This is a genomic window from Flavobacterium sp. Root901, assembly GCF_001429765.1.
Taxonomy (GTDB): domain Bacteria; phylum Bacteroidota; class Bacteroidia; order Flavobacteriales; family Flavobacteriaceae; genus Flavobacterium.
In genome coordinates this window covers 694,897-708,779 of the sequence record NZ_LMJB01000006.1, presented here as the reverse complement: position 1 = coordinate 708,779, position 13,883 = coordinate 694,897, and the positions used below count along the sequence as shown (strand labels likewise).

Annotated in this window: 15 protein-coding genes; 5 read left to right on the top strand and 10 right to left on the bottom strand. The window is 33.2% G+C overall.

The features are described 5' to 3' along the window. Positions 1–51: 51 nt before the first annotated feature. From ASE21_RS12520 to ASE21_RS12480, 9 genes are all read right to left on the bottom strand, one after another. A complete protein-coding gene (locus ASE21_RS12520; protein WP_057122996.1) occupies positions 52–480 on the bottom strand; it encodes a hypothetical protein in 429 nt (142 codons plus the stop codon). Positions 481–622: 142 nt separating this feature from the next. Further along, positions 623–1,495 (bottom strand): succinate--CoA ligase subunit alpha, encoded by an 873-nt coding sequence (gene sucD, locus ASE21_RS12515; protein WP_057118027.1) that lies wholly within the window; start codon positions 1,493–1,495, stop codon positions 623–625. Between the two features lie 86 nt (positions 1,496–1,581). Then, positions 1,582–1,944, bottom strand: coding sequence for a nuclear transport factor 2 family protein (locus ASE21_RS12510; protein WP_057122995.1), 363 nt, complete (start codon positions 1,942–1,944; stop codon positions 1,582–1,584). A gap of 1 nt (position 1,945) precedes the next feature. Continuing rightward, the gene (locus ASE21_RS12505; RefSeq protein WP_057122994.1) at positions 1,946–2,875 is read right to left on the bottom strand and encodes a UDP-3-O-(3-hydroxymyristoyl)glucosamine N-acyltransferase; all 930 of its coding nucleotides are present in this window, start codon (positions 2,873–2,875) and stop codon (positions 1,946–1,948) included. 136 nt (positions 2,876–3,011) lie between these two features. Further along, positions 3,012–3,578 carry an elongation factor P gene (efp, locus tag ASE21_RS12500; protein ID WP_057122993.1) on the bottom strand — a complete coding sequence of 189 codons (567 nt, stop codon included), beginning with the start codon at positions 3,576–3,578 and terminating at the stop codon, positions 3,012–3,014. A 132-nt stretch (positions 3,579–3,710) separates the two neighbouring features. Next, a complete protein-coding gene (gene lpxA, locus ASE21_RS12495; protein WP_057122992.1) occupies positions 3,711–4,496 on the bottom strand; it encodes an acyl-ACP--UDP-N-acetylglucosamine O-acyltransferase in 786 nt (261 codons plus the stop codon). Positions 4,497–4,565: 69 nt separating this feature from the next. Further along, positions 4,566–5,954, bottom strand: a complete 1,389-nt coding sequence (locus tag ASE21_RS12490; RefSeq protein ID WP_057123195.1) for a bifunctional UDP-3-O-[3-hydroxymyristoyl] N-acetylglucosamine deacetylase/3-hydroxyacyl-ACP dehydratase — start codon at positions 5,952–5,954, stop codon at positions 4,566–4,568. Continuing rightward, the gene (gene lpxD, locus ASE21_RS12485) at positions 5,947–6,990 is read right to left on the bottom strand and encodes a UDP-3-O-(3-hydroxymyristoyl)glucosamine N-acyltransferase (protein WP_057122991.1); all 1,044 of its coding nucleotides are present in this window, start codon (positions 6,988–6,990) and stop codon (positions 5,947–5,949) included. Before lpxD ends, ASE21_RS12490 begins: the two co-directional genes overlap by 8 nt. A gap of 39 nt (positions 6,991–7,029) precedes the next feature. Next, a complete protein-coding gene (locus tag ASE21_RS12480; protein WP_057122990.1) occupies positions 7,030–8,259 on the bottom strand; it encodes an HD domain-containing protein in 1,230 nt (409 codons plus the stop codon). Positions 8,260–8,480: 221 nt separating this feature from the next. On the opposite strand from ASE21_RS12480, the gene ASE21_RS12475 reads away from it, so the two are divergent. The 5 genes from ASE21_RS12475 (at position 8,481) to ASE21_RS12455 (ending at position 13,068) form a co-directional block, all read left to right on the top strand. Beyond that, on the top strand, positions 8,481–10,034 hold the full coding sequence (locus ASE21_RS12475) for a bifunctional response regulator/alkaline phosphatase family protein (protein WP_057122989.1): 1,554 nt from the start codon (positions 8,481–8,483) through the stop codon (positions 10,032–10,034). An 83-nt stretch (positions 10,035–10,117) separates the two neighbouring features. Then, complete coding sequence (gene tsaE / locus ASE21_RS12470) at positions 10,118–10,525, top strand: tRNA (adenosine(37)-N6)-threonylcarbamoyltransferase complex ATPase subunit type 1 TsaE (RefSeq protein WP_057122988.1); 408 nt, start codon at positions 10,118–10,120, stop codon at positions 10,523–10,525. A gap of 4 nt (positions 10,526–10,529) precedes the next feature. Beyond that, positions 10,530–11,297: a DUF4262 domain-containing protein gene (locus ASE21_RS12465; protein ID WP_057122987.1), complete on the top strand. Its 768-nt coding sequence runs from the start codon at positions 10,530–10,532 to the stop codon at positions 11,295–11,297. 160 nt (positions 11,298–11,457) lie between these two features. After that, on the top strand, positions 11,458–12,657 hold the full coding sequence (locus tag ASE21_RS12460) for an alanine dehydrogenase (RefSeq protein WP_057122986.1): 1,200 nt from the start codon (positions 11,458–11,460) through the stop codon (positions 12,655–12,657). Positions 12,658–12,693: 36 nt separating this feature from the next. Next, positions 12,694–13,068: a DUF4258 domain-containing protein gene (locus tag ASE21_RS12455; protein WP_057122985.1), complete on the top strand. Its 375-nt coding sequence runs from the start codon at positions 12,694–12,696 to the stop codon at positions 13,066–13,068. 68 nt (positions 13,069–13,136) lie between these two features. Here ASE21_RS12455 and ASE21_RS12450 read toward each other — a convergent pair whose 3' ends face one another. Continuing rightward, complete coding sequence (locus ASE21_RS12450; protein ID WP_057122984.1) at positions 13,137–13,802, bottom strand: uracil-DNA glycosylase; 666 nt, start codon at positions 13,800–13,802, stop codon at positions 13,137–13,139. Positions 13,803–13,883: the final 81 nt, after the last annotated feature.

Sequence of the window (13,883 nt, the reverse complement as noted above, 5' to 3'; positions counted from 1 at the left end):
AAAGCCTCGCTAAAATTAGCAAGGCTTACACAATTATATTAAAAACAGCTTTTAAAAAGCTACATTCCATCTTGGTAATTTTGCATTTTCATCTAAGAAATTTTGCAAAACCTGTCCTTCAACGGCCGTTGGAATTGCTTTTACATCTGCATTAAAAGTTTCATACCAAACCACTTCAAGAACAGAAATGTTCTCAAGTTTCATTTGAGCCGGCCATGAATATTTTCTTCCTGTTTTTGCAAATTGATGTCCGTTTACGATTTTATCATATAAACCTCCGTTTTTGCTTTTAAGAGTTCCGTCATTCTGAACTGTTCCTGTAGAACCAACCATGATTAATTCTTTTGAATCTCCGTCAATTTCATAAACTGCAAAAATTCCTGCACTTCCTTCCGGAGCATTGCAAACTTCTTCTAAACTATCGTTTACAGTAAAAGTAAAACTATTACTTGATATAAACTTTTCTAATTCTTTGTACATATTTCTTTTTTAAGCCTCTAAGATACTGAGGTTCTAAGATGCTGAGTTTTTCTATTTATACCTCAGTATTTTTTAAAATGGAAAAAAGTCTCAACAAAATATTGAGACTTTTTTGGAATTTATTATTTTGAATATTTGGAGATTATCCAAGTACTTCTTTTACTTTTTTACCAATTTCAGCTGGCGAATCAACAACGTGAATTCCGTTGTCTCTCATGATTTGTTTTTTAGCAGCAGCTGTATCGTCAGAACCTCCAACAATAGCACCAGCGTGACCCATTGTTCTACCAGCTGGAGCAGTTTCTCCGGCGATAAATCCAATAACTGGTTTACGGTTACCATCAGCTTTTACCCATCTTGCAGCATCAGCTTCAAGTTGACCACCAATTTCACCAATCATAATGATAGCTTCAGTTTCCGGGTCGTTCATTAATAATTCAACAGCTTCTTTAGTTGTAGTTCCAATAATTGGATCTCCACCAATACCAATAGCTGTAGTAATTCCTAAACCTTGTTTTACAACCTGGTCAGCAGCTTCGTAAGTTAAAGTTCCTGATTTAGAAACAATTCCAACAGTTCCTTTTTTGAAAACGAAACCTGGCATAATACCAACTTTAGCTTCTCCCGGAGTAATTACACCTGGACAGTTAGGACCAATTAATCTTGAATTTCTTTCTTTAACATAATTATTTGCTTTAATCATATCTGCTACAGGAATTCCTTCTGTAATAGCAATAATTACTTTAATTCCAGCGTCAGCAGCTTCCATAATTGCATCAGCAGCAAAAGCTGGCGGAACAAAAATGATTGAAGTATCTGCACCAGCCTGATCTACAGCGTCTTTTACTGTGTTAAAAACCGGACGATCTAAATGGCTAGTACCACCTTTTCCTGGAGTTACACCTCCAACAACATTAGTACCGTACTCAATCATTTGAGAAGCGTGGAAAGTTCCTTCACTTCCTGTAAATCCCTGAACAATTATTTTGGAATCTTTATTAACTAAAACACTCATGATATATATTTTATGTAGTTTTTAAAATTGTGTTGCAAAAATAAGGTTTTGTAATGTATTTTGCCTCTTTTATTGTCAAAAAAATATTAAGAAAATTGACTCATTTGATAACCCCGGTAAAGTTTATCATCTTTTATTTGCCAAATGGTAGAAAAATGCGCCAATAGCATTTCTTCACGCGGATTCTCAATTGTTTTTACATAGTGAGAATAACGTACTGACACTAAATCATCTTCAGCAATAATATGACTTATCCGAACCTTAGAACGTACATAAGCCCGGCTTAGTTCATTCGCCATTTCTATTATCGAATCGTAATTCATCTCGATAAGCCCTTTACTGCTATTCCACTCAATGATAACATCTGGATGCAAATAGGTTTTTAGGACTTCGCTATCAATCAAGGCATCCGACTTATAAAATTTTTGAACAAACTCTTTTATAGACATATTACTTCAATTTATTTAGAATTTCTGGAATCTTTTTGATATTGGCTAACTGCTTTAACTTTTCTCTTGATTCTTCGATTGGAGTTCCAAAATATGATTTTCCTCCTTCAACAGATTTTGTAACTCCGGTTTGTCCCATAATAACAGCCTTTGCCCCTATTGTAATACCGCTGGTTGTACCAACTTGTCCCCAGATTGTTACTTCATCTTCAATTACAACACATCCTGCAATACCGGTCTGCGATGCAATTAAGCATTTTTTTCCGATAACTGAATCATGTCCAACATGCACCTGATTGTCAATTTTTGTTCCTTCCCCAATTGTTGTATCGCCTGTTACTCCTTTGTCGATGGTACACAGGGCGCCAATTCCAACATTATTTTCGATTACAACTCTTCCTCCCGAAATCAACTGATCAAATCCTTCCGGACGTTTTTTATAATAAAATGCATCTGCACCTAAAATAGTTCCTGCATGAATAATCACATTATCGCCAATTACTGTATGATCATAAATTGAAACATTTGAATGAATCAAGCAGTTTTTTCCAATTTTGACATGATTGCCAATAAAAGTATTGGGCTGAATTACAGTTCCTTCTCCTATATTCGCTGTAGGCGAAATCGCAACATTAGCAAATTGAAAAGGTTTAAAGTGTTTTGTTAAAGTATTAAAATCCCTGAAAGGATCATCAGAAATTAAAAGTGCTTTTCCTTCCGGACAATCTACTTTTTTGTTAATTAAAACAATAGTTGCTGCAGATTGTAAAGCTTTATCATAATATTTTGGATGGTCAACAAAAACAATATCACCGGGTTCTACGACATGAATTTCGTTCATACCTAAAACCTCAAAGTTTTTGTCGCCTATAAATTCGCAGTTAAGCAAATTTGCAATTTCTTCTAAAGAGTGAACTTTTGGAAATTTCATATTTTTTAATTAGAAAATTTGTCAATTAGAAAATGTGTCAATTAGAAATGAGTCAGTTAGAAAAATGAATATACAAAAATATGGCTATTCAAAGTTTATCTAATTGACTCATTGACAAATTATCTTAATTAATAATCTACTCTTTTACACGCTCCATGTAAGATCCTGAAGCTGTATCAATTTTAATTTTATCACCTTCGTTGATGAACAACGGAACGTTTACAGATGCTCCAGTTTCTACTGTTGCATTTTTTGTAGCATTTGTAGCTGTGTTTCCTTTTACTCCTGGCTCTGCGTAAGTAACTTCAAGAATTACAGATGCCGGCATATCTACAGATAAAGGTAAATCTGTTTCAGTATTAATCTGAACCATTACGTTTGTTCCTTCTTTCAACAAATCCGGAGCATCCAGAATGTTTTTGTTTAAAGAAATCTGCTCAAAAGTTTCAGCATTCATAAAGTGAAATTCATCACCTTCTGGATATAAATATTGGAATGTATGTGTTTCAACTCGAATAACATCAATCTTATGACCTGCTGAGAAAGTATTATCTAATACTTTTCCCGAAGTTAAACTTTTTAATTTAGTTCTTACGAAAGCTGGACCTTTTCCAGGCTTAACATGAAGAAATTCAATGATTTTATAGATGTCGTGATTAAATTTAATACACAATCCGTTTCTAATATCTGATGTAGATGCCATTTGTTTTTATATTTTAGATTTTAGAATGTAGATTTAGATTCCCGCTAAAGAATAAATCTTCATTTTTTTTATAAGTTTTAATATGCAATTAATAGTTTAGAGATCTAAAAATCAGAAATCTAAACTCTAAAATTAATAGTTCCCTGAATAGCCTTTCATAATTCCTCGTGATGAGTTTCTGATAAAATCAAGAATTTCATCTCTTTCAGGAGTCGCTTCCATTTCAGCTTCAATAATGCTTAAAGCCTGGGTTGTATTATAATTCTTTTGGTATAAAATTCTGTAAATTTCCTGAATTTCTCTAATTTTTTCAGTAGTAAATCCTCTTCTTCTTAAGCCGACTGAATTAATACCAACATACGATAATGGCTCTTTAGCTGCTTTTGTATATGGAGGAACATCTTTTCTTACCAAAGATCCTCCAGAAATCATAGCGTGATCTCCAATATGTATAAACTGATGAATAGCTGCCAAACCTCCAATTACAGCATGATTACCCACAACCACATGTCCTGCTAACGCAACTCCGTTTACAATAATGGCATTGTTACCAATTTCACAATCATGCGCAATATGTGCATAAGCCATTACTAAACAGTTATTTCCAAGAATAGTCTGGCCAGATGCTACTGTACCCCTGTTTATAGTAACGCATTCTCTGATGGTGCAGTTATCACCGATAATAGCAAGAGAATCTTCTCCGCCAAATTTTAAATCCTGTGGCACTGCAGAAATTACCGCTCCTGGGAAAATATTACAATTTTTTCCAATTCGGGCTCCTTCCATAATGGTCACATTTGAACCAATCCAAGTACCATCACCAATAACAACATTATTGTGGATTGTTGTAAAAGGCTCAATTACAACATTTTTAGCGATTTTAGCGCCAGGATGAACATATGCTAATGGTTGATTCATCTATGTTTTATATTTTAATTAAAATAATCTAATTTTAGGGCAACAAACCTAAACAATAAATTTGATTAATTATTGTTTTCTTGCAATTTGTGCCATTAATTCTGCCTCAGTCACTAATTTTCCGTTTGCGTAAGCATTCGCCTGCATGTGGCAGATTCCTCTTCTGATAGGTGAAATCAACTCGCATTTGAAAATTAATGTATCACCCGGCAATACTTTATGTTTGAATTTAACATTATCAATTTTCATGAAATATGTTAAGTAATTTTCCGGATCCGGAACTGTGCTTAAAACTAAAATTCCACCTGTCTGAGCCATAGCTTCTACAATTAAAACTCCCGGCATTACCGGAGCTTCAGGAAAATGTCCTACGAAGAAATTTTCGTTCATTGTCACATTTTTCAAACCAACTACGTGACGATCTGACATTTCAATAATTCTGTCAATCAACAAAAATGGAGGTCTGTGAGGCAGCATAGACATAATTTTGTGAATGTCCATCAAAGGTTCCTGGTTTAAATCGTAAACAGGAACATGATTTCTTTGCTCTATTTTGATAATTTTTGCCAGTTTTTTAGCAAACTGCGTATTTACAAAATGTCCGGGTTTGTTTGCAATAATTTTTCCCTGAATACGAACTCCAATAAGAGATAAATCTCCAATAACATCAAGTAATTTATGTCTCGCCGCTTCGTTTGGATAATGTAAAGTCAGGTTGTCTAAAACGCCGTTTGGTTTTACAGAAATTTCATCTTTACCAAAAGCTTTCTTTAAATTTTCCATTGTAGACTCAGAGATTTCTTTGTCTACATATACAATTGCATTATTTAAGTCACCGCCTTTAATTAAGCCGTGCTCTAATAAAGATTCTAATTCATGCAAAAAGCTAAAAGTTCTTGAACTTGCAATTTCCTGTTTAAAATCGGATAAACTTTTAAGCGTAGCATTTTGGGTTCCTAAAACTTTAGTACCAAAATCTACCATTGTAGTTACCTGATATTCATCACTTGGCATCACAAGGATTTCGCTTCCTGTAGCTTCATCGGTAAACGAAATAACTTCTTTTACAACATAAATATTACGGCTTGCGTCTTGTTCTTCGATTCCGGCTTTTTCAATTGCTTCAACAAAATATTTTGATGAACCGTCCATAATAGGAAGTTCAGAGGCATTCAATTCAATAATAATATTATCCAAATCGCAGCCAACTACTGCAGCTAAAACGTGTTCAGGAGTTTGAATTTTTACTCCTAGTTTCTCAAGATTTGTACCTCTTTGAGTATTAACAACGTAATTAGCATCAGCCTCAATGACTGGCTGGCCTTGCAAATCTACTCTTACAAAAGTGAAACCATTATTAATTGGAGCTGGTTTAAAAGTCATAGTAACTTCTTTTCCAGTGTGTAATCCAACTCCTGTTAGTGAAATTTCATTTTTGATGGTCTTCTGTTTAACCATTATTTCCATTTTTTGGGTTTATTATTTGTTTTTTTATTTCTTCAACTTCAGCAACAATCTTAGGAAGATTTTTAAAATGAACATACGATTTATTAAAATCGCTGTATCCAAGTGACGGTGAGCCTTGTAAAACTTCATCGTCTTTAATGTTTCTTGCCACTCCTGACTGAGCCTGAAGTCTGACATTATTTCCTATAATTAAATGCCCTGCGATTCCAACCTGCCCGCCAATCATACAATTTTCGCCAATTTTGGTAGAACCGGCAACACCACTTTGTGCAGCAATTACTGTGTTTTTACCAATTTCAACATTGTGTGCTATCTGAATTTGATTGTCTAATTTAACTCCTTGTCTGATAATAGTAGATCCAAGTGTTGCTCTGTCAATTGTAGTATTGGCACCAATATCTACATTATCTTCTATGATAACATTCCCAATTTGAGGTACTTTACTGTATACTCCTTCTTCATTTGGTACAAAACCAAAACCATCTGCACCTATAATAGTACCGGAATGAATCGTACAATTGTTTCCAATTATGGTTTCTGAATAGATTTTTGCACCGGCAAAAATAAATACATTATCGCCAATCACAACATTATCGCCAATAAAACTGTTTGGGTAAATTTTTACATTGTTTCCTAAAACCACATTTTGTCCTATATAACTAAAGCTCCCTAAATACAGATTTTCTCCATATTTAGTTCCTTCAAACATAAAAGACTGCGGTTCGATTCCATTTTTATTCAATTTTACCTGATTGTAAAAATGCAATAGTTTAGAAAAAGAAGCATAAGCATCTTCAACCTTTATTAATGTAGTAGTAATTTCCTGTTCAGGTACAAAGCTGTCGTTAACAATTGTAACCGTCGCTCTTGTAGTATATATATAGTTGATATATTTCGGATTAGCCAAAAAAGTAAGAGATCCTTCCTCACCTTCTTCTATTTTAGAAAGTCGAGAAACTTCTGCATTGGGATTTCCAACAACTTCTCCTTCTAAAATTCCTGCTATTTGTTCTGCTGTAAATTTCATCGCGACAAAAATATAAAAAATAGATTTTAAATGTTAATTTTAGATAAGTTGTTTTGGAAAACAGATATAATATTTTGTCACCAATTTAGATAACGATTTCAAATTCAACTGGTCAGAAGCTTCAACAACGTCTTCAATTGTTTTATCTTTTTTCAAAATTCGTATTGGTTCCGCTTCTTTACTGTATGCCTGATTCTTAATTTTCCCTCTAAAAATAAAATAACCTGCATCTACTGCCGATATATGATGTGCTTCAGCAAATTCTTCTTTTAAAGATTGAGATTCTTCCATCGGAATTTTGTCTGCACTAAGCTTTATTTTCAATAAATCTCTGTTAATGATCATTTTACTTAAAGTAGAAAGTATAAAATCATTATTTCTCTGCCATGCTTTTAAAGCACTGATGATATCAAAATCATCCAACTGAGAAAACAAATCCAGCTTTTCGGCATCAAAATCTTCCAGTGTAATTTTATTTTGCATAAAATACATAAGCGGCTCACTGCAAGGCAGTTTAATTCCTTTTAATGTCAATTCTTTAGCACGTTTTAATACTTTCATTAAAATTAATTCGGCCACTAAACTTGTTTTATGCAAATAGGCCTGCCAGTACATTAATCTTCTTGAAAGCAAAAACTTTTCGACAGAATAAATTCCTTTTTCTTCTATAACCAAAACATCATTTTCGACATTCATCATCTGAATTAAACGTTCAGAATTCACATTACCTTCAGCAACTCCGGTATAAAAACTGTCTCTTTTCAAATAGTCCATTCTATCCATATCCAATTGACTTGAAATCAATTGAAGCATGAATTTTCTGTGATATTCGCCTTTAAAAACCTGAATTGCCAAACTTAATTTCCCATCAAATTCCTCATTCAGCCTATTCATAAATAACAATGAAATCGCTTCATGATTTACATCTTCCACAATGCTTTTTTCCATTGCATGCGAAAATGGCCCATGTCCTATATCATGTAATAAAATAGCAATTAAGAGCGCGCATTCTTCATCATTTGAAATTGCAACACCTTTAAAACGAAGTGTTTCGATTGCCTTCTGCATTAAATGCATACAGCCCAATGCGTGGTGAAAACGCGTATGATTGGCCCCCGGATAAACCAAATACGATAATCCCATTTGCGAAATACGGCGCAAACGTTGAAAGTAAGGATGTTGAATTAAGTCGTAGATTAGTTCGTTCGGTATTGTGATAAACCCGTAAATAGGGTCATTAAATATTTTTAACTTGTTAATTTGAGTCACTAGCTGGTTATTTTTTTGGTCAACAAATATAAGTAATTATGTATAAACAGATTTTAGTTTTTAACTTAAAAAATTGATATTTAACATCAGTATTTTCTTAAACATTAAAAAGACAAAAAAAAATATTCAGAATAAATTTCCATTCGCTATTCCTAATTTTATACTATTTTTAATACTTTTTAAGTTCTATACTTTTAAATTGCATTAAAATTAATTTGCTTATGGATAAGATAAAGATACTTTGGGTCGATGATGAAATCGATCTTTTAAAGCCACATATATTGTTTCTTGAAAAAAAGAATTACGAAGTTACAACCAGCAACAATGGACTCGATGCGGTTGCTTTATTTGAAGAGGAAAATTTTGATATTGTTTTTTTGGATGAAAATATGCCGGGAATGAGCGGTTTGGAAACGCTTTCTGAAATGAAAGAAAAAAAATCTGCCATTCCGATGATTATGATTACCAAAAGTGAGGAAGAATATATAATGGAAGAAGCGATTGGCTCTAAAATCGCTGATTATTTGATAAAGCCGGTAAACCCGAATCAGATTTTATTGAGTTTAAAGAAAAATTTGGACGATTCGAGATTAATTACGGAAAAAACCACCTTAGATTATCAAAAAGAATTCAGAAAAATTTCAATGGAATTAGCGATGGTTAATTCATATGAAGACTGGGTTGAATTGTATAAAAAATTGCTGTTTTGGGAATTAAAACTGGAAGACATTAACGATCAGGCGATGATAGAAATCCTTGAATCACAAAAAGTTGAAGCCAATTCGCAATTTGGGAAATACATCGAAAGAAACTACGAAGACTGGTTTGCACCAAAAGCAGATAAGCCAATTCAATCTCATAATTTATTTAAAGAATTGGTAGTTCCGGAAATCAAAAAGAAAGACAAACCTATTTTGTTTGTTGTCATTGATAATCTTCGATACGATCAGTGGAAATCTTTTGAAACGGTGATTTCAAACTACTATAAATTAGAAAAAGAAGTTCCTTATTTTTCTATTCTTCCAACTGCGACACAATACGCCAGAAATGCAATATTCTCCGGTTTAATGCCTTTGGATATGGAAAAACAATTTCCGCAATATTGGAAAAATGATGTTGAAGATGGCGGAAAAAATCTTTACGAAGCAGAATTTCTTTCGGCACAAATCAAACGTTTAGGCTTAAATATTAAGGAAGATTATTTTAAAATCACCAATTATGCAGGCGGTAAAAAATTAGCAGAGAATTTTAAAGCTTTAAAAGGCAATGATTTAGTAACTGTAGTTTACAATTTTGTCGATATGCTGTCACATGCAAAAACCGAAATGGATGTCGTAAAAGAATTAGCTTCTGATGACAAAGCGTATCGTTCGCTTACACTAAGCTGGTTTAAAAATTCTCCTTTATTAGAAATTATTCAGCAGGCACAGCTTTTAGGCTTCAAATTAATTTTAACCACGGATCACGGAACAATTAATGTAAAAAATCCGTCGAAAGTTGTGGGAGATAAAAATACAAGTCTAAATTTGCGTTATAAAACCGGCCGCAGTTTAACATACGAACAAAAAGATGTTTATGTAGTTAAAGAACCTAAAACAATTGGTTTACCGGCCATAAATATGAGCAGTTCGTTTATTTTTGCCAAAAATGATTTTTTTCTGGCTTATGTAAACAACTATAATCATTATGTAAGTTATTATAAAAACACATATCAGCATGGTGGAATTTCGTTAGAAGAAATGATAATTCCGTTTTTGGTATTTAACCCTAAATAAAAAGTTTTCAGTCTCAGTTTACAGTCTCCAGTTAAAAACCGAAAACTGTGACTGCAAACTGAGACTATATAAATAAGCAATACATGAATATCATTTTTACTTTAGATCAAATTCAGGAAACTGCCGAGCAGATTTTAAACTCAAACCCAAATAAAATCATTCTTTTTAATGGTGAAATGGGAGTTGGAAAAACTACTTTAATCAAGCAGTTATGCAAAACTCTTGGCGTTCATGATGCTACCAGCAGTCCTACTTTTTCCTTAGTAAACGAATACGAAATTGCCGATGGCAAAAAAGTTTATCACTTTGATTTTTACAGAATAAAACAAGAAACTGAAGCTCTGGATATGGGTGTTGATGATTATTTATATTCCGGAAACTGGTGTTTTATCGAATGGTCTGAAAAAATTGCAAATCTGCTTCCGGAAGAATATTCGACAATTAATATTGATTTGCTGGAAGATGGGAAAAGAGAATTGACTCTAAATTGATTTTATGAATATTGAAGCGCACAATTGTATTAATCCAGAAGATTTAATTACAAATATTAAGGCCAATATCAAAAAACACGGCCTCCAAGTTATAATGATTGACTCAACGGATTATTTACCTTCATTTGCGTACAGTATAGGATTATGGCAAAAATACAATCATCCTGAAATAATATGTTTTGGATTATCTAATTCCTTGCATCATACTATAATTAATGAAGTCGCAGAAATAATTAAAAGCGGAGAATCCATTGAAGTTGGTAAAAATTATTTTGACAGAATTTTTGATAATAGTAATGCAGAGTTTCTAACTGTCGACCCCAATAATTTGGAAGATTATTTTGGAACAGCCATAAATTTTTATGCCACCAATGATTTTCCTGCTCTTCAATTAGTTTGGACAGATCGAAATGATAAATTTCCGTGGGAAGAAAATTTCGAAGATGATTTTCTTTATAAGCAGCCTTTGCTTGACAGGAATACTGCCTTCAAATTTTTAGAACCCAAAAATCTAACTTCATTTACCACAAAACAATGGTTAAATGACCAAAAACCTATTTTACAGGTTACGCATGATGACGAAGGAGACTGGCTGTTTTTAACTGGCGATCAAGCTCAGGAAGATATAATAATTGTAGCCTTAGAACAATTAGTCCTCAGAGACAACACTTTAAATGAAGTTTTTGATTTGGAATATGGCGAAGAGGCTGAAAGAGAATACATTGGTTCAAAATGGAAAAGAAAAAAAATCGAATATAATGATGAAGATTAGCGTATAAATAATATCCTTCAAAACAGATTTAAAAAACTGTTTAAAAAAATCATCAAAACATAAAAAAACTACCTTAATTATTAATGTTTTATTAGCAGAATATTTCTACTAATTTTAAAACTTTTTACGTAATTTGTACCCTTAATTTTTTGCACAATCCATGTCAATTACCTTAACTCCATTTACAAAACAACAATTAATTCCGCAAGAAGAAAAACTTGAGGTTGGTCGTTTTAAAAGAGAACTTTTCATAGGAATTCCTAAGGAAACAAGTTATCAGGAACGTCGTATCTGTTTAACTCCCGATGCCGTTAATTCTCTAACCTATGAAGGTCATCGTGTAATGATCGAATCCGGAGCCGGAGAAAGTTCGAGTTATACAGACAAGGAATATTCAGACGCGGGTGCAGAAATTACAAAAGACACAAAAAGAGTTTTTGGCTGTCCGTTTTTATTAAAAGTTGAGCCGCCTACTTTAGCCGAAATTGAAATGATAAATCCTGAAACGGTAATTATTTCGGCAATTCAGTTAAAAACCAAAAAGAAAGAATACTTTGAGGCTTTGGCACAAAAAAAAATTACAGCCTTAGCATTTGAATATATCAAAGATGAAGACGGTTCTTATCCGGCTGTAAAATCATTAAGTGAAATTGCAGGAACAGCTTCTATCCTAATTGCTGCCGAATTAATGATTACAGACGAATTTGGAAAAGGGCTTTTATTCGGAAACATTACAGGAGTTCCCCCTACCGAAGTTGTAATTCTGGGCGCCGGAACTGTTGGAGAATTTGCTGCAAAAACCGCGATTGGTCTTGGTGCCAATGTAAAAGTATTTGATAATTCAATTACTAAATTACGTCGTTTGCAAAATAATTTAAGCCAGAGAATTTTTACTTCAACTGTACAGCAAAAAGCATTACTAAAAGCTTTACGCCGTTGTGATGTTGCAATTGGTGCGATGCGCGGCAAAGAACGCTGTCCTATTATTGTAACAGAAACGATGGTTGAGCACATGAAAAAAGGTGCCGTAATTGTAGATGTTAGTATCGATACCGGCGGATGTTTTGAAACTTCGGAAGTGACTACTCACGAAAAACCTACCTTTATTAAAAGCAATGTGCTGCATTATTGTGTACCAAATATACCGTCCCGATATTCTAAAACTGCTTCATTATCAATTAGTAATATTTTAACTCCTTACCTGCACCAAATCTCAGAAGACGGCGGTATCGAAAGCGCTATAAGATGTAATAAAGGCTTAAAAAACGGAATTTATTTGTACCACGGAATCCTCACAAACAAAGCTATTGGCGACTGGTTTGACCTTCCTGATAACGATATCAATTTACTTGTATTTTAAAGGAACTTTAATGTACCTTTGCAAAAATTTTATTTCATGAAGTTCGTACACCGTTTTGCTTATTATTTGATTGGATTAATTATGGGATGCTTTTTTGTAGCCCTTGTATTTAGTGGTAAAGACACTCGCTGCAATTATTTTCCAAATGCCAGAGTTCTGAATAATTTGCGCACAAAACCTTTTCAATATTCAGATAAAGCAATTCAGACTTTAAATGAAAAGTGGGTAGACACTGCAGACGTTAAAAACACATTAACCTACGGAGATGTTGATTTTGACCAAAGTAATGTCCCTTTTAAAAAAGGAAAACTTTATGTGATTGAAGGAAAAACGGTAAAAAATCAGGAGATTATTTTAAAAGTGATAAACTACGAGAGTAAAGCTGTTTTAGAAGAAATTGTAAAAAAATAATTTTAAAAAATACAAAAACACAAAATTTCCTTTGTGCCTTTGTACTTCTAAAGCTTAAACCTTAAAAATTACCACTCAATTTCTTTCAATCCTTTTGATTGTAAAAAATCATTGGTCTGGCTGAAATGTTTATTTCCAAACCAAAATCCTCTATTGGCACTTAAAGGAGACGGATGTCCGGATTTTAAAATATGATGTTTTGAGGCGTCAATCAAAGCTGCTTTCTTTTGGGCAAAACCGCCCCAAAGTAAAAAAACAACATTTTCTTTTTCGGCAGAAATTTGTTTAATGACTGCATCAGTAAATTTTTCCCAGCCTTTTCCCTGATGACTTCCTGCTTCAGATTGTCGAACTGTTAAAGTTGCATTTAAAAGAAAAACACCCTGATCTGCCCAGCGTTCCAGATTTCCGGTTTTAGGCATTGGTTTACCCAAATCTGTTTCGATTTCTTTAAAAATATTATATAAAGATGGCGGAAACGGAATCCCGTCATTTACAGAAAAACATAAACCATTTGCCTGATTTGGACCATGATAAGGATCCTGACCAATAATAACAACTTTTACCTGATCGAAATGACAATGATCAAAAGCTGAAAAAATCTGGCTTCCTTTTGGATAACAGATTTTTGTAGCATATTCTGATTTGACAAAATCTATCAATTCTTTGAAATAAGGTTTTTCAAATTCATCATTCAAAACCGGCTTCCAGGAAGAGTGCATTTTTACGTCCATAACTTTTTTTTTGCGAATTTCAGGAATTTTTAAGTAAAATCATACTTTAATAAACAATAAATTAGACTTAAACTTTACAGC